Annotated in this window: 20 protein-coding genes and 1 other annotated feature; of the genes, 16 read left to right on the plus strand and 4 right to left on the minus strand. The window is 38.1% G+C overall.

The annotated features are described in order from the left end of the window. Positions 1-126 precede the first annotated feature (126 nt). The 7 genes from tig to D1B32_RS08195 all read left to right on the plus strand — a co-directional run bounded on the left by tig (position 127) and on the right by D1B32_RS08195 (position 9426). Positions 127-1416 (plus strand): trigger factor, encoded by a 1290-nt coding sequence (gene tig, locus D1B32_RS08165; protein WP_095307220.1) that lies wholly within the window; start codon positions 127-129, stop codon positions 1414-1416. Positions 1417-1904: 488 nt separating this feature from the next. Continuing rightward, positions 1905-3182, plus strand: a complete 1278-nt coding sequence (gene clpX / locus D1B32_RS08170) for an ATP-dependent protease ATP-binding subunit ClpX (protein WP_118889074.1) — start codon at positions 1905-1907, stop codon at positions 3180-3182. A 532-nt stretch (positions 3183-3714) separates the two neighbouring features. Beyond that, the gene (lon, locus tag D1B32_RS08175; protein WP_118889075.1) at positions 3715-6045 is read left to right on the plus strand and encodes an endopeptidase La; all 2331 of its coding nucleotides are present in this window, start codon (positions 3715-3717) and stop codon (positions 6043-6045) included. Next, on the plus strand, positions 6032-6619 hold the full coding sequence (gene yihA / locus D1B32_RS08180) for a ribosome biogenesis GTP-binding protein YihA/YsxC (protein WP_095307214.1): 588 nt from the start codon (positions 6032-6034) through the stop codon (positions 6617-6619). The genes lon and yihA overlap by 14 nt, the downstream gene beginning before the upstream one ends. Positions 6620-7134: 515 nt before the next feature. Beyond that, positions 7135-7944 (plus strand): transporter substrate-binding domain-containing protein, encoded by an 810-nt coding sequence (locus tag D1B32_RS08185; RefSeq protein ID WP_187393139.1) that lies wholly within the window; start codon positions 7135-7137, stop codon positions 7942-7944. 61 nt (positions 7945-8005) lie between these two features. Next, a complete protein-coding gene (locus tag D1B32_RS08190; protein WP_095307208.1) occupies positions 8006-8668 on the plus strand; it encodes an amino acid ABC transporter permease in 663 nt (220 codons plus the stop codon). Between the two features lie 17 nt (positions 8669-8685). Next, complete coding sequence (locus tag D1B32_RS08195) at positions 8686-9426, plus strand: amino acid ABC transporter ATP-binding protein (RefSeq protein WP_118889076.1); 741 nt, start codon at positions 8686-8688, stop codon at positions 9424-9426. A gap of 34 nt (positions 9427-9460) precedes the next feature. Here the strand turns inward: D1B32_RS08195 and D1B32_RS08200 are convergent, their stop codons facing one another. Next, a complete protein-coding gene (locus D1B32_RS08200) occupies positions 9461-9946 on the minus strand; it encodes a LiaI-LiaF-like domain-containing protein (protein WP_285844516.1) in 486 nt (161 codons plus the stop codon). Between the two features lie 272 nt (positions 9947-10218). Between D1B32_RS08200 and hemA the strand changes: the two genes are divergently transcribed. From hemA to D1B32_RS08240, 8 genes are all read left to right on the plus strand, one after another. Next, complete coding sequence (gene hemA, locus D1B32_RS08205) at positions 10219-11592, plus strand: glutamyl-tRNA reductase (RefSeq protein WP_118889077.1); 1374 nt, start codon at positions 10219-10221, stop codon at positions 11590-11592. Between the two features lie 110 nt (positions 11593-11702). Further along, entirely contained in the window at positions 11703-12512 is an 810-nt protein-coding gene (locus tag D1B32_RS08210; protein ID WP_118889078.1) for a cytochrome c biogenesis protein, read from the plus strand. 31 nt (positions 12513-12543) lie between these two features. Further along, positions 12544-13473 (plus strand): hydroxymethylbilane synthase, encoded by a 930-nt coding sequence (gene hemC / locus D1B32_RS08215; protein ID WP_095307203.1) that lies wholly within the window; start codon positions 12544-12546, stop codon positions 13471-13473. Next, positions 13473-14228 carry a uroporphyrinogen-III synthase gene (locus D1B32_RS08220; RefSeq protein ID WP_118889079.1) on the plus strand — a complete coding sequence of 252 codons (756 nt, stop codon included), beginning with the start codon at positions 13473-13475 and terminating at the stop codon, positions 14226-14228. The genes hemC and D1B32_RS08220 overlap by 1 nt, the downstream gene beginning before the upstream one ends. Positions 14229-14234: 6 nt before the next feature. Continuing rightward, on the plus strand, positions 14235-15221 hold the full coding sequence (gene hemB, locus D1B32_RS08225) for a porphobilinogen synthase (RefSeq protein WP_095307201.1): 987 nt from the start codon (positions 14235-14237) through the stop codon (positions 15219-15221). Between the two features lie 15 nt (positions 15222-15236). Then, a complete protein-coding gene (hemL, locus tag D1B32_RS08230) occupies positions 15237-16526 on the plus strand; it encodes a glutamate-1-semialdehyde 2,1-aminomutase (RefSeq protein ID WP_118889080.1) in 1290 nt (429 codons plus the stop codon). Positions 16527-16827: 301 nt separating this feature from the next. Then, positions 16828-17973 (plus strand): stage VI sporulation protein D, encoded by a 1146-nt coding sequence (gene spoVID, locus D1B32_RS08235; protein ID WP_118889081.1) that lies wholly within the window; start codon positions 16828-16830, stop codon positions 17971-17973. Between the two features lie 64 nt (positions 17974-18037). Continuing rightward, entirely contained in the window at positions 18038-19045 is a 1008-nt protein-coding gene (locus D1B32_RS08240) for a YutH/CotS family kinase-like spore coat protein (protein WP_118889082.1), read from the plus strand. Here the strand turns inward: D1B32_RS08240 and D1B32_RS08245 are convergent. Next, entirely contained in the window at positions 19042-19230 is a 189-nt protein-coding gene (locus D1B32_RS08245) for a YszA family small membrane protein (protein ID WP_095307196.1), read from the minus strand. The two genes, D1B32_RS08240 and D1B32_RS08245, sit on opposite strands and share 4 nt — an antisense overlap. A 150-nt stretch (positions 19231-19380) precedes the next feature. Next, positions 19381-19615, plus strand: a binding site (T-box leader). Between the two features lie 60 nt (positions 19616-19675). On the opposite strand from D1B32_RS08245, the gene D1B32_RS08250 reads away from it, so the two are divergent. Then, positions 19676-22321, plus strand: a complete 2646-nt coding sequence (locus tag D1B32_RS08250; protein WP_118889083.1) for a valine--tRNA ligase — start codon at positions 19676-19678, stop codon at positions 22319-22321. Between the two features lie 48 nt (positions 22322-22369). Here D1B32_RS08250 and D1B32_RS08255 read toward each other — a convergent pair whose 3' ends face one another. After that, positions 22370-23221: an ATP-grasp domain-containing protein gene (locus tag D1B32_RS08255; RefSeq protein ID WP_118889084.1), complete on the minus strand. Its 852-nt coding sequence runs from the start codon at positions 23219-23221 to the stop codon at positions 22370-22372. Then, positions 23218-24108: an ATP-grasp domain-containing protein gene (locus D1B32_RS08260; RefSeq protein WP_118889085.1), complete on the minus strand. Its 891-nt coding sequence runs from the start codon at positions 24106-24108 to the stop codon at positions 23218-23220. Before D1B32_RS08260 ends, D1B32_RS08255 begins: the two co-directional genes overlap by 4 nt. Between the last annotated feature and the right edge of the window lie 4 nt (positions 24109-24112).

Below are 24112 nucleotides of genomic sequence, written 5' to 3' on the forward strand. Positions count from 1 at the left end.
GCAGTAAATGCTTGAAAGCCGTACGAATTATGTTATAATGAGATGGTTGCAAATTCGAATATAACTATCATTCACACATTAGATTATGAAAATTGATTGATACAATAGATTTTGGAGGGATTTTGAATGACAGCAAAATGGGAAAAACAAGAAGGTAACAAAGGACAGTTAACGTTTGAAGTACCTGCTGAGGAATTTAATCTAGCATTGGACAAAGCGTTTAAAAAAGTATCTAAGGATGTACAAATTCCTGGTTTCCGTAAAGGGAAAATTCCACGTGGAATGTTTGAAAAACGTTTTGGTGTAGAGTCACTTTATCAGGATGCGGTAGATATCGTATTACCTGAGGCATATTCAAAAGCAATTGACGAAACAGATATTTTCCCAATTGCACAACCAGAAGTAGACATTGAGCAAATCGAAAAAGGTAAAGATTTGGTATTCACTGCGATTGTTGAAGTGAAACCAGAAGTTACGTTAGGTGACTATAAAGGACTTGAAGTAGAAGAAGAGTCTGTAGAAGTTACAGATGAAGATGTTGAAAACGAAATTAATACGATCCGTGAGCGTCACGCTGAACTTGTTGTGAAAGAAGATGGAAAAGTAGAAGATGGCGATACAGCAGTTATCGACTTTGAAGGATTCTTAGATGGTGAAGCATTCGAAGGCGGTAAAGGTGAAAATCATTCACTAGAAATTGGTTCAGGTTCATTTATTCCAGGATTTGAAGAAAAATTAATTGGTAAAGAAGCAGGAGAAGAAACAGAAATCGAAATTACTTTCCCTGAAGAATACCATGCAGAAAACTTAGCTGGTAAAGATGCTGTATTTAAAGTTAAGATCCATGAAATAAAATCAAAAGAACTTCCAGAACTTGATGATGAGTTCGCTAAAGATGTTGATGACGAAGTGGAAACACTTGATGAATTGAAAAAGAAAAAACGTGAAGAGCTTGAATCACAAAGAAAACAGGATGCAGATAATAAAAAACGCGAAGCTTTAATCGGGCAAGCATCAGATAATACGGAAGTTGATATTCCAGATGCAATGGTTGAGACAGAACTTGATCAAATGCTGAGAGAATTTGAACAGCAATTACAAATGCAAGGTATGACACTTGAAATGTACGCTCAATTCTCTGGACAAGATAAAGATGCATTAAAAGAGCAAATGAAAGAAGATGCAGCAAAACGTGTTAAAACAAATCTTACACTAGAAGCAATCGTGAAAGCTGAAAACATTGAAGCATCTGATGAAGATGTAAATGCAGAGCTTGAAAAAATGGCATCTATGTATGGCGTTGAAGCTGATCAATTAGTACAAATGCTAGGTGGAAGCAATGAAACAATTAAAAACGACTTAAAAATTAGAGCGGCAATTGATTTCCTTGTGGACAACAGTAAGGTTGCAAAGTAATAACATCAAATTATTAGTAAAACAAGGTGCGATTCATATCGCACCTTGTTTTACATTATTAGAGATGTAATTGTACGTTTAAAAAAGGTGGATAAGTAGGTCCAGTGAGACTTTCGCATGTTGCGATGTGACTTCGAGAATCCCGCACTTTGATTGTCAGCCGTCCGTTGACATAGCAAAGTGTCATCTTCACTGAGATTTCTGTGTAACCTCTGTAAATAAGTGAAATTTATCTTGTGTCTACATCATATAGTAACAATAACCAAAATGCTGAAGTTAAATTTATTGACTTTTTCTGTTAAATATCCATAATAGATAAAACAAGGTAAATTTATTTTTAGTTTGTTGTTTTTGAAAATAGAATCGTCGATTTACCGTATTTAGCTTGATGGAAAAAGTATATTGTTTTGTTTTTTAAATTGTATCTGATATGATGACTATAAAAGTTGAAAGCTGAATTTATTTAGCTCGTTTAGGGGTGAAATGGTATGTTTAAATTTAATGAAGAAAAAGGACAATTGAAATGTTCATTTTGTGGTAAGAGTCAAGAACAAGTACGTAAATTAGTCGCCGGACCTGGTGTTTATATATGTGATGAATGTATTGAACTTTGTACAGAAATCGTTGAAGAAGAACTAGGTACAGACGAGGATATGGAAATGAATGAAATTCCAAAGCCAAAGGAAATCTGTAATATTCTTGATGATTATGTCATTGGCCAGGATAAAGCGAAACGTAACCTTGCAGTTGCAGTATATAATCATTACAAACGAATTAACTCAACCAAGAGCACAGATGATGTAGAAATATCAAAAAGTAATATTGCAATGATTGGACCAACAGGTAGTGGTAAAACATTGCTTGCTCAAACGCTTGCTCGTATTATTAATGTTCCGTTTGCGATGGCAGATGCGACTTCATTAACAGAAGCAGGATATGTTGGAGAAGATGTCGAGAATATTTTACTCAAACTCATTCAGTCTGCAGACTATGATGTTGAAAAGGCAGAAAAAGGAATTATTTATATAGACGAAATAGATAAAGTCGCTCGTAAATCGGAAAACCCTTCGATAACAAGAGATGTATCGGGTGAGGGTGTACAGCAAGCGTTGCTGAAAATCCTTGAAGGTACAGTTGCAAGTGTACCACCACAAGGAGGACGTAAGCATCCGCATCAAGAATTTATTCAAATTGATACGACAAATATTCTATTTATCGTTGGTGGAGCATTCGATGGAATTGACCAAGTAATTAAACGTCGTCTAGGTAAGAAAGTAATCGGTTTTGGCTCGAACGAGAAGCAGGAAGATCTGGATATGGGTGAGCTGCTTTCCAAAGTATTACCGGAGGATTTATTACGCTACGGCTTAATTCCAGAATTTATCGGGCGTATTCCAGTAATCGGAAGCTTGACGCCATTGGACGAGGATGCGCTAATTGAAATTTTAACTAAGCCGAAAAATGCACTCGTTAAACAATATCAAAAGTTATTTGATATGGATAATGTGAATTTAGAATTCGAAGATGATGCACTTATTGAAATTGCTAAAAAAGCAATTGAGCGCAAAACAGGTGCCCGTGGATTACGCTCCATTATCGAAGGGATTATTGTTGACGTAATGTTTGATCTGCCTTCTCGTGAAGATGTGGAAAAATGCATCATTACGAAAGAAACAGTTACTGACGAAAACGGGAGCCCTAAGTTGGTTTTCCATGATGGAACCGTTAAAGAAGGAAATGAAAAGCATCCGAAAGAAAGTGCATAAGCTGAGGCTGATTGAGCAGGTACTACATTGTTAGAAAAACTAGGGCATTCGCCAGAATTTTTGGGAGTGCCTTAGTTGCACTTATGCAGTTAGTTTTTTTACTATTACTTAACTGCCTAAAAGGAACTGACTCAGTCAGCTCCTTTTTGTTTATAATTATAAACTTAGGTAATAATAAGCACAAAAGCGGAAGCGTCCGGTTAGCGACGTACGGACTGGACTGAGCCGTAGGAGATAAAGGAAACACGGCGACCGTAGGGAGTCGATGTTGACTTATCGTACGGAGGTGAGGGAAGTCTCGCTAGTCGTTGGGCGCTGAAGCTGGATGTGGCTGTTCCGGGAGTTACGATAACCTTTGTATTCTTGTTTTATTGCCTGTAAATAACGTTGAAATAAATAGAATACAGATTTAGAAATGAAACCATTTACAAGAGGAAGATTTTTCTATAAACTGAAGAAATACATAATGAATTTTTTAACACGAATGGTTTAAGATAACTAATTAAATACATATTTTATGGAGGTACAAATAATGACGAAAGAAAACATTCAAGTCCCCCTCCTTCCTTTACGTGGACTACTCGTGTTTCCGTCAATGGTTCTACACTTGGACGTAGGTAGAGATAAATCGATTGCTGCATTGGAAAAGGCAATGATGGACAATCAGCATATTTTCCTGGCAACCCAGAAAAAAGTGAGCTTAGATGATCCGGAACCAAGCGATATTTTTAATGTTGGTACATTGGCAAAAGTAAAACAGATGTTAAAGCTTCCAAATGGTACGATGCGTGTGCTTGTTGAGGGAATTTCGCGTGGAGAAATTCTCCGATATACGGAATCTCAAGATGAATTTTTAGTTGAAATCGAAAATTTGGAGGAAACGCATGGCGAAAAGCATGAAGAAGAAGCGTTAATGCGTTCCCTCCTTGAGCAATTTAAGCAATACATAAAGCTTTCCAGGAAGTTAACAGATGAGACCTATGCAACGGTTTCTGATATCGAGGAACCAGGTAGACTCGCAGATCTCGTCGCATCTCATTTAACGTTGAAAATAAAGGACAAACAGCAAATTTTAGAGATGATAAATGTGGCTGTTCGAATGAAGCATCTCATTAAAGTTATCTCCAACGAAAAAAAGGTTTTGGATTTAGAAAAGAAAATTGGACAACGTGTAAAAAACTCCATGGAAAAAACACAAAAGGAATATTATCTTCGTGAACAACTAAAAGCGATTCAAAAGGAGCTTGGCGATAAAGACGGCAAAACGAGTGAAGTAGATCAATTAAGGGAGAAGATTGAAAACTCCGATATGCCGGAGCATATCTTGAAGGTTGCTTTAAAAGAGTTAGGAAGATATGAAAAAGTACCACAAAGTTCTGCTGAAAGCTCTGTTATTCGTAATTACTTGGAATGGCTAATTCTCTTACCTTGGACAAAAAAAACACAAGATACAATTGAAATTAAACGTGCAGAGAAAGTGTTAAATCATGATCATTATGGTCTCGAAAAAGTAAAGGAACGAATTTTAGAGTATTTAGCTGTACAAAAGCTAACCAATACAATAAAAGGACCGATACTTTGCCTTGTAGGACCTCCGGGAGTAGGAAAAACTTCTTTAGCAAAATCAATCTCCAAGGCGATTAATCGAAATTTCGTACGTATTTCATTAGGAGGAGTTCGGGACGAAGCAGAGATACGCGGACATCGCAGAACCTATATTGGAGCAATGCCGGGTCGTATTATTCAAGGAATGAAGAAAGCTGGAACGGTTAATCCAGTATTCTTACTGGATGAAATCGATAAAATGTCAAATGATTTTCGCGGGGACCCGTCTTCCGCGATGCTTGAGGTGTTGGATCCAGAACAAAATAGTTCGTTCAGTGACCATTTTATTGAAGAAAACTATGACTTATCTAATGTGCTTTTTATTGCTACTGCAAATAACGTAAACAGTATACCTGGTCCCTTATTGGATCGTATGGAGCTTATCTCCATTGCGGGTTATACGGAGGTAGAGAAGCTGCATATTGCAAAACAGCATTTACTGCCAAAGCAATTGAAGGAAAATGGATTGAAAAAAGCTAATTTACAAATCCGGGAAAACGCAATTCTTAAGCTGATTCGCAGATATACAAGAGAAGCTGGAGTTCGTGGGTTAGAAAGACAGCTGGCAAAACTATGCAGAAAAGCAGCCAAAATTATTATTTCCAAGGAAAAGGAAAAAGTAATTGTAACCGAAAAAAGCCTGGAAGATTTACTAGGGAAGCCAGTTTTTCGCTATGGCCTAATGGAGCAAGAGGATCAAGTAGGAACAGCAACAGGCTTAGCATATACATCTGCAGGTGGTGATATTCTTTCCATTGAAGTAACCCATTATCCTGGTAAAGGCAAATTAACGCTCACAGGGAAATTGGGCGACGTAATGCAAGAATCTGCCCAAGCTGCATTTAGCTATGTACGTTCCAGAACAAAGGAATTTAATATAGAGTCCAACTTTTACGAGAAATATGATATTCATATTCACGTACCAGCAGGCGCAACGCCAAAGGATGGACCGTCTGCTGGAATAACAATAGCAACAGCTCTTGTATCATCTTTAACAGGCAGGGCAATTAGGAAAGAAGTAGGGATGACTGGGGAAATTACACTCCGTGGACGTGTGTTGCCAATTGGAGGTTTAAAAGAGAAATCATTGAGTGCACATCGAGCTGGATTAACAACCTTGATTATCCCAGAAGAAAATGAAAAAGATATAGAAAATATACCAGAAAGTGTTCGAAATGACTTAACTTTTATCACGGTGAATCACCTTGATCAAGTACTTGAGCACGCACTCGTGGAGGAGAAAAATGAAAGTAACTAACGCCGAAATCGTCATTAGTGCCGTTAGCAAGAAGCAATATCCAGGTGATATGCTACCAGAAATAGCATTAGCAGGACGCTCAAATGTAGGGAAATCGTCATTTATAAACAAGCTAATTAATCGGAAAAATTTAGCCCGTACTTCATCAAAGCCGGGGAAGACACAAACTTTAAATTTTTATAAGATTAACGAAGCCTTTTATTTCGTGGATGTACCGGGCTATGGTTATGCGAAGGTTTCAAAAAAGGAACGTGAAAAATGGGGAGGTATGATGGAGGAGTACTTTACGACAAGAGAAACATTAAAAGCCGCTATCCTTGTCACCGACCTTCGTCATGAACCAACAAAAGATGATTTGCAAATGTATGATTTTCTTAAATATCATGAGCTTCCAGTAATTATCATCGCAACGAAGCTTGATAAAATACCAAAGAATAAACGAGCACAGCATGTAAAACGAACAAAACAAACATTCGAAGTAGCACCAGATGATATTGTCATTCCATTTTCAGCTGAAACAGGTGAAGGGAAGGACGAATCATGGTCTGTCATTACCCATTATTTGAAAAACTAATGAAAAAAAAACCTTGTCTGAGGAGCAATCTCTGACAAGGTTTTTTTTGTCGTTCAGCCTAGTACTGTATTGTTCATGATCTTTGTCATATTATCGATCAGATTTAGGAAATAAACAATCGTATTTTATCCAGATCTTATCGCCTCAACCTTGGTAACGCATCTTACACCTAGTAACCGAACACTGAATATTAACATCCTGCTGCACATTCTTGAACTGCCAACCACATATTAGTGACAGTCCTGAAAACTTCTTGATTAGAAAGATTTTTTAGAAAACAGGAGTATATTTTAGAAAAGATGGGTATATGTATGCTGAAGGGAGTTATTATGCAGTAGGATCTGTAAATGTACATATACTGATGGATATCGTATTATAGCCAGTTCGTGTGCTATTTCAATTATTGCTATACTTTAATACATGGTAAAAGTGGAATGGTGGTGGCTGATACTATTTCAACTTACAGATCAGAGATGATAGCTGTTATTTAAATGAAAAAGGGGATGTGGAGAAAGGTGAAAAAACTGAAAATTGCGTTATTTTTGATGGTATCTATGATCTTACTAGCAGCTTGTGGAAATAGCGAATCTGCTAATGGAGATTCAAATGCAGCTGGTGATGGTGCTGCATATAATTTAGTTGAAGATGGCAAGTTAACATTTGCAGCTTCTGGTGAATTCAAACCATTTAGCTATATGGAAGGCAGTGATATGGTTGGTTATGATGTAGCTGTTGGAGAAGCGATCGCTGAAAAACTTGGCCTTGAGCCGAATCCGCAGCGGGCAAAATTTTCAGGCATTGTTACTGGAGTAACGGAAGGTCGTTATGATATCGCAGTTGCAAGTCATACAATAACAGAAGAACGTTTGCAGCAGGTAAATTTCTCTGAGCCTTATTACTATTCCGGACCGGTTATTTATACTAGACCTGATAGTAATATACAGACAGAAGACGACTTAGAAGGAAAAGAGATTTCTGTGGCCAGAGGTACAACATATCTTGAAGTGGCAGAGCAATATACTTCAAGCATACCTCAAGTAGATAGCGATGTAGTTGCTCTTCAATCGTTAGCAAGTGGTCATCACGATGCCGTAATCACGGATGATGTGACAGGATTTACAGCCATTGATGCAGGATTAGAAATTGAAGGGAAATTTCAGCTTGATGTCGCCGAGCAAGCAGTAGCGGTAAAAAAGGATAACACTGCATTGCTTGAAGCTGTAAATGAGGCCCTTGAGGAGATGAGAGAAAGCGGCGAGCTTGCCGCCTTATCTGAAGAATGGATTGGCGGTGACATTACCGAAGAGCCTGAGATAGAAGAATAAAACATGTGAATGTGCGCATCCGAGCATGCGCACATTCTTATCTAAAGGGGAGTTGAAGCACTTGGAAGACATACTGCATTTTTTTGATGTTTTCATTGGTAGTTATGATGTATTTCTCGATGGTTTATGGATTACGGTGAAGCTATCTGTTGTATCCTTATTAATTGCCATCGTTATTGGATTATTTGTAGCATTGCTTAAAATATCAAACATAAAAATTTTTGAATGGATTGCCGACGCTTACATATGGATTGTTCGTGGAACACCATTAATCGTACAAATTTTTATCCTATATTATGGTTTAACAGATATTTTATTAATTCCGATGTTCTGGGCTGGTGCTGCAGGATTAGCTTTTCATAGTGGAGCTTATATTGCGGAGATTATTCGCGGAGCCATCCAATCAATAGATAAAGGTCAGCGAGAAGCAGGTTTATCACTTGGGATGAATAAAGGTTTGACGATGAAACGAATTATTTTGCCCCAGGCATTCCGAAGAGCGGTTCCATCATTGGGAAATCAATTTATTATTGGAATTAAGGATTCATCCTTAGTTTCCTTTATTGGCATGCAAGATTTATTTGGTGTAGCAAGCACAATGGGCTCGAACACCTTTGACTATTTGCCTTACTACATGACGGTAGCCGTTTATTATTTACTAATCGTACTTGTATTGACGTTTATCGTGAATAAGATCGAAAAACGATTAGCAGTTAGTGATTAAGAAAGAGGGGAACCTAAATGAGTGAAGAAAGAGAAATGATTCGTGTAGAGCAGTTAAACAAGTCATTTGGTGAACTGCATGTTTTAAAGGATATCGATCTAACTGTAAAAGAAAGCGATGTTGTTGTATTAATTGGAGCTAGTGGTTCTGGTAAGAGTACGTTGCTGCGCTGCCTTAACTTTTTAGAAATAAAAAATAGCGGAAGTATTACTATTGATGGAGAACAAATTGAAAAAAAATCACATGACTTAAATAAAATCAGACAAAAAGTTGGGATGGTATTCCAGCATTTTAATTTATTTCCTCATATGACAGTGCTTGAAAACGTAATTGAAGCACCGACACAAGTTAAAGGTGTGAAAAAAAGCGAAGCAATAAAAGAAGGAAAGATATTGCTTGATAAGGTCGGACTAGGAGATAAATATGATGTGTATCCATCTAAATTATCCGGTGGGCAAAAACAGCGTGTAGCCATTGCACGTGCGTTAGCGATGAAGCCCGATGTGATGCTTTTTGATGAACCAACTTCAGCGCTTGACCCAGAGCTTGTCAATGAAGTGCTTGCAACGATGAAGGGATTGGCAGAAGAGGGCATGACGATGGTTGTGGTGACACATGAAATGGGGTTCGCTCGTGAAGTTGCGGATTGGTTGGTATATATGCATGAAGGAAGAATTGTAGAGTATGGTCATGCAGATGAAATTTTTAATAAGCCGAAAGAACAGCGAACTCGGGATTTTCTGAGTTCTGTATTGTAAAAAATCCCGGGGTCTCTTCAATCCCCGAGATTTTTTATTTACGTTTTAATAAGAAAAAGCCGATTATAATTAGGAGTACTGGCCAAAAGCGTTCCAATAAATCGATAACAGTATACAGCCAATCAAAATAGATTGGTAGATTGACAGAAAAAATTAAAAATACAGCTAGCGTGATAAGAATTAGACCAGTAAATAACCCTTTCTTTGTTTTAATAAATCGGACAAGAAAGGCAATCCCGACAATCAGTATGTAAACAGCCCAATGATCAATCCAAAAGGAATAGTGCTGGACACCATGTAAATGAATGCCAATTCCAAGTACAATTGTACCTGCCAGTAAATTTTGGTAATATTTTGAGCTGTATCCATGAATCAATAATGCAAGACCTATAATAATAAGTAAGGTTTGCCATGAATAAAAATTCGTTAAGATAGGTATTTTTAATTCGCGAAGCAGAAAATAAATCCCGATACCAATTAGTAAATAAGCAAGCAATGAATGTTGTTTTTTCACTTTCATAAAACCCCTCTACACCTGTGTTGAATTCTTGATTATCTGTGTGCAGTATGGTAAAGTACACACTAGTTATAATAATTATTATGTAGAAACTATTTTAATACTATATTTGAAAGAAACATTTCTTTAATACCTTTCTATACTAACATATTGTTTCCTTTTCTGTTCACAATTTCAGAAAATGGAAAAGGGAATGCATGTTATAATGGTAGGTGAGTTATTATATAGCATATACAATCGTTTAAACCGTGTAAATTATTTTGGGGGTAGACAAATTGCATATTTTAAAAGTTGGCTTCAATTATAAAACAGCCCCTGTAGAAGTTAGGGAAAAGCTTACATTTTCAGAGCAATCGCTTCACGAGGCGATGACTGAATTAAAAAAACGAAAAAGCATTCTGGAAAATGTGATCGTTTCGACATGTAACCGTACAGAAATATATGCGGTTGTTGATCAATTGCATACTGGCCGTTACTATATTAAACAATTTTTGGCTGATTGGTTCCATCTTGATAAGGAAGAATTCTCCTCCTATTTACGGATAACGGAAGATGATGGCGCCATGGAGCATCTTTTCCGTGTAACTACAGGTCTTGATTCGATGGTACTGGGAGAAACCCAAATTCTCGGTCAAGTGAAACAGGCATTTTTAACATCACAACAAATGAAAGCAACTGGAACTGTATTTAATGAATTATTTAAACAGGCAATCACTTTTGGGAAACGCGCTCATAAAGAAACGGCAATCGGTGAACATGCAGTCTCCATTAGTTATGCTGCTGTCGAACTGGCTAAAAAAATATTTGGAGACTTACAAAATAAGCACGTAGCTATTCTTGGAGCCGGTAAAATGGGCGAACTTGCCGCTAAGAACCTGCAAGGGTCTGGAGCAACTAAAATAACTGTTATTAATCGTACATTAGCAAACGCTAAAGACTTAGCTGCGAAATTCCAAGCCAAAGCAGAGAGTATGGATAATTTATTACCTGTTATCCAAGAAGCGGATATTTTAATTAGTTCTACAGGGTCAGATTCAATCGTACTAACGAAAGACATGCTTGAACCAATTCAGAAAAAGCGTAAGGGAAAAGCTTTGTTCCTTGTGGACATTGCTGTACCTAGAGATATTGATCCAGACATTAGCAATTTAGACAATGTCTTTTTATATGACATTGATAATTTAAATCATATAGTGGATGAAAATTTAGAAACAAGAAAAGCAGCTGCAGAACAAATTGAAATTTTGATGGAAGAAGAAATCGTGCTGTTCAAGGAATGGCTGAAAACGCTTGGTGTTGTTCCGGTTATTTCGGCTCTACGTCAAAAGGCGCTATCTATTCAATCTGAAACAATGAAAAGTATTGAAAGAAAAATCCCGGATTTGACGGTGAGAGAAAAGAAAGTAATCAGCAAGCATACAAAAAGTATTATTAATCAGCTGCTGAAAGAACCTGTAACACAGGCGAAAGAGCTTGCAGGAACCGATAATGCCGATCAGTCCTTACAGTTATTCATCGATATTTTTGGTATTGAAAAAGAAGTAAAAGCAGAATTTGAAAAACAGGCAAAAAAAAATGAAACAATGGAGTTAATATCAAAAGAAGAGAAGTCCTCCTTTTCGGCTCAAAATAAGTTTACAACGGCGTAGAAAATCATAGCAATCGTTCTGGCGGTTGTATAGGGATTTTATGCTTCGTGGACGTTAATCCTTCAAAATTATAAACAATTCTATCTTCGCAGAAAGGATTATTACATGAGATGAAGTGGATCTACGAAATAATTTTGATTCTATTTAGCCTTAGTTTAATTGGTTTTTTTATCGATTTTATACATCACAACCGGAAAGCAAATAAAATTGCTTTCTGGTTGATTTGTGTGGTCTGGTTATTGCAAACCGTTTTTTTCTTTTATGAAGTATTTGGTGAGAAAGGCTTTCCTGTTACGAATCTAGTGGATAGTCTATTTTTCTATTCTTGGGTATTGATTACACTATCCATAATCATCAATAAGCTTTTCAAAATCCGGTTTATTGTGTTTTTCATTCAAGTATTCGGCTTTTTTATATTATTATTATATTTTGCTGCGAGCACCACGCATAACCAATTGAATGACTCGATTCAATTTGTCCATGAAATATTAATTGCACATATTACGCTTGCAATTGTTTCCTATGGTTTCTTTACGGTTGCATTTTTACTCTCTATTATGTATTTAATTCAATATCGTTTCCTAAAAAGGAAAAAAGGGTTAAAATGGATGTGGCAATTAGGAGATTTGAAGCAATTGGATCGTTATAGTTTTATAGCCATCTCGATTGGGGTACCGCTATTATTAATTGCGATTATTTTAGGGGTAGTTTGGGCTTATTTTTCTGCCTCTGAATTTTATTGGTTTGACATGAAAACAATTGGCTCACTGCTTGTTCTAATTGTGTATGTCGGATATTTGGTTTTGCGCCTCGTTGTAGGATATGTTGGAAAGCCGTTAGCAACCTACAATACTGGAGCATTTTTAATATTGTTAGTGAATTTCTTTCTATTCAGCACGTTATCGAATTTTCACTTTTAAAGAACAAGTATGTTAAGGAGGTACACAACGAATGCGGAAAATTATCGTTGGGTCAAGAAAAAGTAATTTAGCTTTAACACAGACAAAATGGGTGATTGATCAGTTGAAGGCAGCTGGTGTTAAAAATGAATTTGAAATCAAGGAAATTGTTACAAAAGGTGATCGAATTTTGGATGTAACATTATCCAAAGTAGGTGGAAAGGGTCTTTTTGTCAAAGAGATTGAGCAAGCTATGTATGATAAAGAAATTGATTTAGCAGTACATAGCATGAAGGACATGCCATCAGAGTTACCGGAAGGCTTAATGATTTCATCAATCCCGATAAGAGAAGATCATCGAGATGCTTTTATTTCTAAAAACAATGTGAAGCTAACTGATCTACCAAAAGGCGCCATAATAGGTACAAGTAGCTTACGTCGCTCAGCCCAAATTCTTGCAGAGCGTCCAGATATTTCGATCAAGTGGATCCGCGGAAATATTGAAACGAGACTTCGCAAACTGAACGAAGAAGACTATGACGCGATTATTCTTGCTGTATCTGGATTGAAACGTGTTGGTTTAAGTGAAGAGTTGATTACAGAATACCTTGATCCGGAAATCGTTGTTCCAGCTGTTGGACAAGGGGCGCTCGCAATTGAAAGTCGAGCAGATGACGAAGAGATTCAGGGAATCCTGCAAGCTATTAATGATGATTTGACAACGAGAACGGTTACTGCTGAACGAACGTTTCTACATTTACTCGAGGGTGGCTGTCAAGTGCCTATTGGAGGCTATGCCTACCTGGAAGAAGATGAAGTCATATTAACAGCACTCGTAGGAACACCAGACGGTAAAACGATTTTAAAAGAAACGGTGCGAGGAACAGATCCGAAAGCTGTTGGAAAAGAAGCTGCGGAGGCTTTAATCAGCCAGGGTGCTAAGGAAATTGTAAATCGCGTAAAAGAGGAGCTCGACAAGTAATGGAGCAAACCTTACATGAAAGCAAAATTCTAATAACGAGAGAAGCAAGCCAAGCAAAAGAATTCTCGAAAAAGGTACGAGAGCTTGGTGGTATACCGATTGAGGTTCCTTTGCTTGCGATTTCATGTAAAGATACAGAAGCATCCCAGCACATCTTTTCCAAAATGGGTGAATTCAAGTGGATTTTTTTTACAAGTGCAAATGGGGTCCATTGTTTTTTTACCCTTGCGAAGAAATATAATATGAAACAGCTTCAAGGGCAACGATTAGCTGCTGTTGGTCATAAGACAGATTTAGCACTTAAAAAATATGGCTATCAAGCGGAGTTTATTCCGACAACATATCATGCTGAGGCAATGGCAGAGGAGTTTCTGCAGCAGTTCCCTAAGGCGGGGAAAATTTTGCTGGTTCGAGGGAATCTTTCGCGTGATACGCTTCCAGTGGAATTTACAAAGCACAACGTGCCACATGTTTTGTTGGAGGTTTATGAAACAGGATATAATTATGCAATGAAAGGTCGATTAAACGAACTGTTAACGGAAGACTTGATCGATTTTATTACTTTTACAAGTCCTTCAACAGTTGAGGCGTTTGTCAAAATGGTTGATACGATTCCAAAGAAAAACTATATTTGTATTGGAACAACAACCGAGCAACGTGCGACTGAACTCGGAATCCAATCTATCACACCGCCTGAGGAATTTACAATTGAAGCGATGCTGAAAACGATATGTAACTACATAAAGAAAGGATAGATTACGATGTCACAATCAATCAATTTTAAACGTCATAGACGGTTACGCTCTTCAAATGCGATGCGTTCGATGGTGCGCGAACACCATCTGAGAACAGAGGATTTTATTTACCCGATTTTTGTTATTGAAGGTGAAAATATTAAGAGCGAAGTTCCTTCCATGCCTGGAGTTTATCAGCTTTCTTTTGATTTGCTGCTTGATGAGGTAAAAGAAGTTTTTGAACTCGGTATACGTTCAGTAATTTTCTTTGGCGTAGTATCAGAGAAGGATGAGATAGGAACGGGAGCTTTTGCTGAAGATGGTATCATTCAACAGGCAACAAGACTAGTTAAAAAGGAATTTCCAGAATTGCTTGTTGTTGCAGATACATGTCTTTGTGAATATACTTCACATGGTCATTGTGGCGTTATCCATAATCATGACGTCGACAACGATGAATCCTTGCAGCTTTTAGCAAAAACAGCTGTCTCACAGGCAGAAGCGGGAGCCGATATTATCGCACCTTCTAATATGATGGATGGATTTGTAGCTGTTATTCGACAGGCGCTTGATGAAGCGGGTTATTCACACATTCCGATTATGTCCTATGCTGTCAAATATGCTTCAGCTTACTATGGTCCTTTCCGTGATGCGGCAGACAGCACACCACAATTTGGTGATCGAAAAACATATCAAATGGATCCAGCAAATCGACTGGAAGCCCTTCGAGAAGCGGAATCAGATGTCGCGGAAGGTGCGGATTTCTTAATTGTAAAACCAGCTATGTCATACCTGGATATTGTGCGCGAAGTACGTGACAATTTTAATTTGCCAGTAGTTGCTTACAATGTCAGTGGTGAATATTCCATGGTCAAAGCTGCAGCTCAGAATGGCTGGATTGATGAGAAAGCATTAGTAATGGAGAAGCTAACATCCATGAAGCGTGCCGGAGCAGATTTAATTATTACCTATTTTGCAAAAGATGTTGCGAAATGGCTTAAAGAAGATAACTAGAGGAGGCGGACTAAAGTGGTAAGATATAATCAATCTGTAGATGCGTACAAAGAAGCAGTTGATCTAATGCCGGGCGGGGTGAACTCTCCTGTACGTGCATTTAAGTCTGTTGGCATGTCACCAGTATTCATGGAGTCTGGTAAAGGATCTAAGATTTATGACATTGATGGCAATGAATATATTGATTATGTGTTAAGCTGGGGGCCATTAATTTTAGGCCATGCTCCCGACCATGTTGTAACAAAGCTAAAGGAAGTCGCTGAAAAAGGGACAAGCTTTGGTGCACCGACGCTGCTTGAAAACAAGCTAGCGAAATTAGTGATTGATCGTGTTCCTTCAATTGAAATGGTTCGAATGGTAAACTCAGGAACGGAAGCAACGATGAGTGCGATTCGTCTTGCTAGAGGGTATACCGGCAGAAATATTATTCTTAAATTTGAAGGGAACTACCATGGGCATGGAGATTCGTTATTAATTAAAGCTGGCTCAGGTGTTGCAACACTTGGATTACCAGATAGCCCGGGAGTTCCAGCGTCCATTGCTCAGAATACGATTACGGTTCCATATAACGATGTAGAAAGTGTTAAACTTGCCTTTGAAAAGTACGGGAAAGATATTGCAGCAGTTATCGTTGAACCAGTATCAGGGAATATGGGTGTTGTACCACCTAAAAATGATTTTCTGCAAAACTTGCGACAAATCACAGAGCAAAATGGTACACTCCTTATTTTTGATGAAGTCATGACTGGATTCCGTGTTGGTTACCACTGTGCACAAGGACACTTTCATGTTACGCCAGACCTGACTTGTCTTGGTAAGGTTATTGGTGGGGGATTACCTGTTGGAGCTTATGGTGGTAAACGCGAAATTATGGAAAGCGTTGCTCCTGCAGGTTCCATTTACCAAGCAGGAACCTTGTCAGGAAATCCACTTGCAATGACAGCAGGTTATGAAACCTTATCTGCATTGACAGAGGAATCATATGAGGAAATAAGCAAGAAAATAGATCGACTTGTAGAAGGATTCAAGCAAGCTGCGGCGGAATATGATATTCCTTTACATGTTAATCGAGCAGGTTCAATGTTTGGTGTGTTTTTTACAAATAAAGAAGTCATCAACTTTGAAACAGCTCAGCAATCAAACTTGGATTACTTTGCCCAATATTATCGTGCCATGATGGAAGAGGGAATTTTCCTGCCGCCATCGCAATTTGAAGGATTATTCCTATCAACTGCGCATACCGATGAAGATATTGAAAAAACAATCCAAGCAATCCGAACAGCTTTTTCTAAAATTGAAAAGTAAAAACTCAATCGTGAAAACTCCGGGCTAGTGACATGCGGACTGGACGTGGCGTTCACATTGAGAAAAAATAAGCCATTCCAATGGGGACATCCTTATATTAGGATTGTTCCAGATTGGAATGGCTTTTTTCATGCATATCTCTGTAGGTGGATTCATATAGATTATAAAGACATATCGGCATATTGGTTATATGTTGGCAGAAAAGAAAGTATAAAACTTTCCTTTTTGCAAAAGTGCAGGCGAAGGCGTTCGCTCAAGGATATTAACGAATGCCAAGTTTTTTAAAGAGGAGGGAATTCATTTGGCAGGCGATTCCAAAGCATTCACTTTTGATCTAGAGGAATCACTCTATTTTGAAAAGGGACAGGAAGTTGCGGAGTTAAGAGGAATAGCATTAGAACCTGAAATATCTATCCAGCCCTATGAGGAATATATTTCGATTCGCGGGAATATTGAGCTTCAAGGAGAATACGAAAAAGTAGAGTCTGAGCAAGATGATCGCTCACTGGATTTTGAAGACTTTCAAGCGAAACGTTATGTAGAAAAGGTAATAGATGAGGAAGGATTAGCTGCATTTTCTCATCGGTTTCCGGTAGAAATTTCTGTCCCGCCTTATCGTGTAGCAGACTTGAATGAGGTTACGGTACATGTAGATTCTTTTGATTATGAAATACCAGAACCAAGTCACTTAAAGTTGTACGCAACCATTGAAATACACGGGATTAATAGTGAAGTAGAGCACCAGCGTCAAGAAACGAAGGAAGTTAAGGATACAGAAGAAAAAGAAGTAGATACAGTGGTGGAGGGTAATTCTGTCTCTGAATTAGACTCATTCGAATTTGAATTAAGAAAACCACAAGAAGAGGAACTAGCTCTTACCGATTTATCGGAGACAGAGCTTGATGCAGGACCATTAGATGAACAAAAAACTGTTGAAAAAGAAGAAATACAAACAAGAGAAGAGAAGGATTTCGTTCAAGTAGAAGAAACAGAGGAAGCAGCAGAAACAGTGGAGAATACCGGGGACATTAGGTCAGAAGAAGCGGAACAAGAAGATCATGATCCAGATCGATGGAAAAAGAAATCACAAACATTAGCAGAATTTTTCAAACAATTGTCAGATGAAGAGGCAGAGACAACGGATATAGAAGCAGAAGAGACAGAAGAGTTGGTCACTGAAGAGGATATTGTTGCAGCTGAAGTAAATGAAACAGATAATTATGAAGAGCGTGTTCCAGAAGATGCAAGTTTATTATCGGATATTTTTAGAGAAGCAAAAGAAGAGCAGTTTACGAAAATGAGACTTTGTATTGTACAAAATCAAGACACAATAGAAACAATTGCTGAACGATTTTCCGTAAGCCCACTCCAATTGATAAAACAAAACCAGCTTGAGGATGACTTTGAGGTCCATGAGGGACAGTTGTTGTATATACCTGTCAATTAATAATCGAAAATGCCCCCTGACACTTACGAAACAAGGGGGTATCTCCTTTAGTAGGTGGTGATAAATGATGGAAGTAGTGAAAGACATACTGCAGGCTTATCGAATCTTTCCAACTGAAATCGAAAAGGTTACCGATCGTCTCTATCACATTAAAGACAGTCGTCGTGACTATGCCTTAAAGAAAAGTACATTAAAGCAAGAGGATATTGCTGCATGGGAACATGTTTATTATGTAGCAAATGAGAAAAATCTGTCAGAAATTGTGCCCGTTTATCTAACAAAAGATGGCAAGCTATATGAAGATGTAGATGGTTTCGTTTACTACCTTAGCCCTTGGCTGCTTTTTGCGCCTCGTTCAAGCAGTGAAACATCGATTGAGCGAACGATGGGACTATTAGCACATATCCATGACAGAACTCAGCAAAGTCAACGGATTTCAAAATCCAGCTTAAATAAAAACTTTCATACATACCAAACGTTCTGTGAGCAGCTTCCAAATGAATTATATTCCTATGTGCTTCGCTTTGAACAACAAGCCTACATGTCTCCGTTTGAATTGCAGGTTTGCACGCATTATCGAGATATAGAAACTGCATTAAACCGGATAAATGGAGAGGTAAGTGAATTTCTTGATCAGTCAGAAGAAGAAATAACATGGAATCTTTCCCTTTGCCATGGAAATCTCGCGCTTGATCATGTTTTGAACAACCATATTATTAATTGGGAGCAAGCGCGTTATGATCATGTCGCAGTGGATTTAACAAACTACTTCCATCAGTTAACCGGTGAATACGATCAACCAAATGAGTTAATAATGGAAGGTTTCAAAGTATATAAACGAAAGTATGATCTTGAAATGTTTGATATGAAATTACTATCCATTTATTTACTTAATCCAGCTGATTATATGACGATCATCCGAGATTATGTGAAAAGTACAAAAGAAAAACCACTGACTTATCAAGTCAGTGCATTACAGAAACAATATCGCAAGCTTATTTTTGCATTAAAATGGACAGATTTTATAAAAGAAGAATATGAAACAATAAATTTTGATGATCTGTCAAATTAAATCCATTCCAAATAAAAAGCGATTAATAGTCCAATTAATACACCTAATAAAAGCACATCAAAAGTCGTTGGGATTAACAACGTGCGGATTAACTGGAATATCGTGATCGGTAAAAGAATTCTCTCGAAGACAAAAAGGCATTGTCTTGCCCATGGTGGAAGTTTGTAACGATAAAATCTTGCCACAGGTAGCACCTCTTTCCTTTCTAAGCACATTTACGCTCTTTTTCTATACTATGTATGAATACACCAAATTGGTGCGGATAACAATAATAATAGTTGACGATACTCTAAGTAAGCTATAAAATAATATATATAATTATGTGAAATTATAACGTAAACGCGATGATAGGGAAGAGTACAAAATAAACGCCTTTAGAGAGGGAAATCATGAGCTGAAAATTTCCTAGGTAGATTGTTTTGGAAGGTCGCCCTTGATGCAGTTTCTTTGAAATTAAAATTTAAAGTAGAAGAAGCCGGTATTGACCGTTATCAATCAATGAAGTGTACAAACAATTTTGGTTTGTAAACAAAGGTGGTACCACGGAATCTAACCCTTTTCGTCCTTTATTTTTAAGGATGAAAAGGGTTTTTTGATTTTTAGTGACTGTTAAAAATAGGAGGTAAAGCAATGAGCACAAATGAACAAACGTCCCTTCCGTCGAAATACAATCCGGAGGAAGTGGAAAAAGGTCGTTATCAATTTTGGTTAGAAGGGAAATATTTTGAAGCTACTGGTGATCCAGATAAGGAGCCATTCTCGATTGTTATTCCGCCACCAAACGTTACAGGTAAGCTGCATTTAGGTCATGCATGGGATACAACAATGCAGGATACTATTTCTCGCATGAAGCGTATGCAGGGCTATGATGTATTATGGTTACCCGGTATGGACCATGCTGGAATCGCAACACAGGCGAAGGTAGAAGCGAAATTAAAGGAGCAAGGAACAAATCGTTATGAATTAGGACGTGAGAAATTCCTGGAAAAATCTTGGGAGTGGAAAGAAGAATATGCAGACTTTATCCGTTCTCAATGGGAAAAGCTAGGTCTAGGACTGGACTATTCACGTGAGCGTTTTACGCTGGATGAAGGTTTGTCTGATGCGGTAAAGGAAGTATTCATTAAACTATATGAAAAGGGTCTTATTTATCGTGGAGAATACATTATTAACTGGGATCCGCAAACAAAAACTGCCCTATCCGATATTGAAGTAATTTATGAAGAGGTCCAAGGTAAGTTTTATCATATGCGTTATCCAATTAAAGATAGTGATGAAACAATTGAAATTGCGACAACACGTCCAGAAACAATGCTTGGTGACACCGCAGTTGCTGTACATCCGAAAGATGAGCGTTATAAGCATTTAATCGGCAAAAAAGTAGTGTTGCCAATAGTTGGTCGTGAAATTGAAATTGTTGCAGACGATTATGTAGATATGGAATTTGGCTCAGGAGCGGTTAAAATTACACCGGCCCATGACCCGAATGACTTTGAAATTGGTAACCGTCATAATCTAGAACGCGTTCTCGTTATGCATGAAGATGGCTCCATGAATGAGAACGCCGGTAAATATCAAGGGTTGGATCGTTTTGAATGCCGTAAGCAAATAGTGAAAGATTTGCAGGAACAGGGCGTTCTATTTGAAATTGAGGACCATATCCATCAAGTTGGACACTCGGAGCGCAGTGGTGCAGTTGTTGAGCCATACTTGTCAACACAATGGTTCGTTAAAATGGAACCATTGGCTAAAGAGGCGCTGGATTTACAACATGAAGAAGGTAAAGTTAATTTTGTACCAGAACGCTTTGAGCGTACGTACTTTAACTGGATGGAAAATATCCGTGATTGGTGTATTTCTCGTCAGCTTTGGTGGGGACATCGCATTCCAGCTTGGTACCATAAAGAAACAAAAGAAATATATGTTGGAAAAGAAGCACCGGCTGACATCGAAAATTGGGAGCAGGACGAAGATGTACTGGATACATGGTTCTCCTCTGCATTATGGCCATTTTCAACGATGGGCTGGCCGAATGAAGAATCTGCAGAGTTTAAACGCTACTTCCCAACCGATGTACTTGTAACAGGTTATGACATTATCTTTTTCTGGGTAGCGCGGATGATTTTCCAATCGAAGGAATTTACTGGTGAAAAACCGTTCAAGGATGTACTTATTCATGGATTAATCCGCGATGCAGAAGGTCGGAAAATGAGTAAGTCACTAGGAAATGGTGTTGACCCGATGGATGTTATTGAGAAATATGGTGCCGATTCATTACGTTATTTCTTGTTAACTGGATCAACACCTGGTCAAGATTTACGCTTCCATTGGGAAAAAGTGGAGTCAACGTGGAACTTTGCGAATAAAGTATGGAATGCATCTCGCTTCTCCTTAATGAACATGGAAGGCTTCACCTATGAAGATATTGATTTAACTGGAGAGCTAACACTAGCAGATAAATGGATTTTAACGCGTTTAAATGAAACGATTGATCATGTGACGAAAAACACAGCGAAATATGAGTTTGGTGAAGCTGGTCGTCATTTATATAACTTTATTTGGGATGAGCTTTGTGATTGGTATATTGAAATGGCAAAACTTCCATTATATGGTGACGATGAAGCGAAGAAAAACACAACCAGATCTGTACTTGCACACGTTCTTGATCAGACAATGCGGATGCTGCACCCATATATGCCATTTATTACAGAAGAAATCTGGCAGCAGCTTCCACATCAAGGGGACTCAATTACGATAGCAAATTGGCCAGTAGTTGAAGAGAAGTATCATGATGAAACAGCAGCTGCTGAAATGAAACGGCTCGTAGCAATCATAAAATCGGTTCGTAATAGCCGTGCAGAGGTAGATACACCGATGTCGAAGCAAATTCAAATGCTAATCCAAGCTGAAAATGAAGCCGTAATGCAAGAATTAGAAGGAAATCGTGGTTATTTAGAGCGTTTTTGTAACCCAAGCGAACTAACAATTTCTGTTAACCTTGATGTTCCAGAAAAAGCGATGGCTTCTGTCGTAACTGGCGCTGAAATATTCCTTCCTTTAGAAGGGCTGATTGATTTCGATAAGGAAATTGAACGGTTAGAGAAAGAGCTTACAAAATGGACGAAAGAAGTGGAGCGGGTTCAGAAGAAGCTTTCCAATCAAGGATTCGTTAGCAAAGCACCAGCCGCAGTTGTGGAGGAAGAAAAGCAAAAAGAAGCAGATTATCTTGATAAACAAGCAAAAGTGAAAGCAAGACTTGAGGAGTTAAAGGGTTAAATCAAACTAATGCAAAAATCGGAAGTCCAATTTGAGGACTTTCGATTTTTATCTAATGCGCTGTTTTATATGACCAACATATGTCTCAAGGATATTTATATCACTACACGCACTTAATGTTCTCGAGCCGACAACATCCTCAATCTCGTTGAACAGAAGCTTACCATCATGTCCAATTAAAAAGTCTATCCCAACCATACCGAAGTCAAAGTGATCGATAATTTTATGGATCAGTTTTCCCTCCGAGTCATTTAGTGAATAGAGTCTCGCGTCTCCACCTAATGTAAAATTGGCTCGAAAATCGGTCGTGCTTTCGCGTAATACTGCACCAATAATTTCTTTCCCAACGACAAACACACGAAGATCTTTCCCCATCTGAACGGCTGTTGGTTGCATGATAATGTTGCCCTGGATTGACTTTCTGCATGTCAGCCAATCCTGCTTGTTCGTTATATAAAAAACCTGCTTGCCGCCTCTGCCACTCACTTCTTTCACAATAAATGGATAGTCAAGTGACGGAATGTCCTGCATTAACTCTTTTTTACTGTATATCGTATCAACCATCGGTAATCCAAGCTGATTGATATGATGATGCGTAAGCGCCTTATCATTGCAGATCGTAGCTACGGTAGAGGAATTAAAAACGGTAACACCCTTTGCCTCCAAATGAAGGTTCAATAAAGGCTCGATTGTCCTAACGATAGCGAAATCCGGCAGCTGTACGGGCTCGTTATGAATAAGCGCTTGCTGTTTATTTTGCATGATTCCGATTGTCAGATCTTCTCGGTGAACAAGCTGTAACGACAATTCTTGTAAACTTGCTTCCTCGATAAACCACTCAATAAATGCTTTGTTTCGGATGGCATCTTCTTCCTGATAAATGAGCCAACCAGTTTTCATGATAATACCCCCAAAATATGTTCCATGATGTAGTCGGCTGCATTAATACCAGTACAGTCTAGTAAGTTTCGGATATGTGCATTCGAGTTAATTTCACAAACAAGCCGTTTATCATCTGGACCAATTAACAAATCGACTCCTGCAAAATCTGCATTAATTGCTTTCGTTGCGGCAACGGCTAGCGCTGCTTCTTCCTTCGTAGGCGTATACACGCTCATTGCCCCTCCAGATGTCACATTCGCGCGAAAATCATTTATATTAACTCGCTCCATCGCTGCAACAACTTGGTTGCCAACGACTTGTAGGCGTAAATCCTTTCCGTAACTGGAGGGAATAAATTGTTGGAATAAATAAGGTTTGCCTTGGATGGCATCGATTTTAGTAATAATCTCTTCTAGACTATGTAATAAATAGACCTGTTCTCCAAAGGACCCAAAGGCTTCTTTAATAATTAACGGTAGACCTAATTGTTCGATAGCTTTCTCGACTAATTTATGATCAATGTTTCCGGTTGTGAAGATTTTCGGTGCAACAATTGTTTTAGGCATCGGGATGTTGTGAGTTGCCATGTATTGATAGGAAGCGATTTTATCATCGCTAATTTCAATTGCTTTTGAGCTGTTAAAAACTGTTATCCCTAGTAATTCAAGCTGTCTTGCCAAATAAATATCTTTATCAGCAAAAACGACAAAATCTGGAAGCTCTGCTTTATCTAGTTGAACAATTCCAAGCTGATCTGTAGCTAATAGACTGAGTAATGCATTGTTTTTTAAAATTTTCATGTCAATGCCTTGTTTTGTTGCAGACTCTTGAATCATTTCCGCATAATCAAGAAATTTATTTCCTGGCAGGTTTCCATTGTAAATAATCCATCCATTTGGTTTCATTTGA

This window comes from Oceanobacillus profundus, from assembly GCF_003515705.1.
Lineage (GTDB): Bacteria > Bacillota > Bacilli > Bacillales > Amphibacillaceae > Oceanobacillus > Oceanobacillus profundus.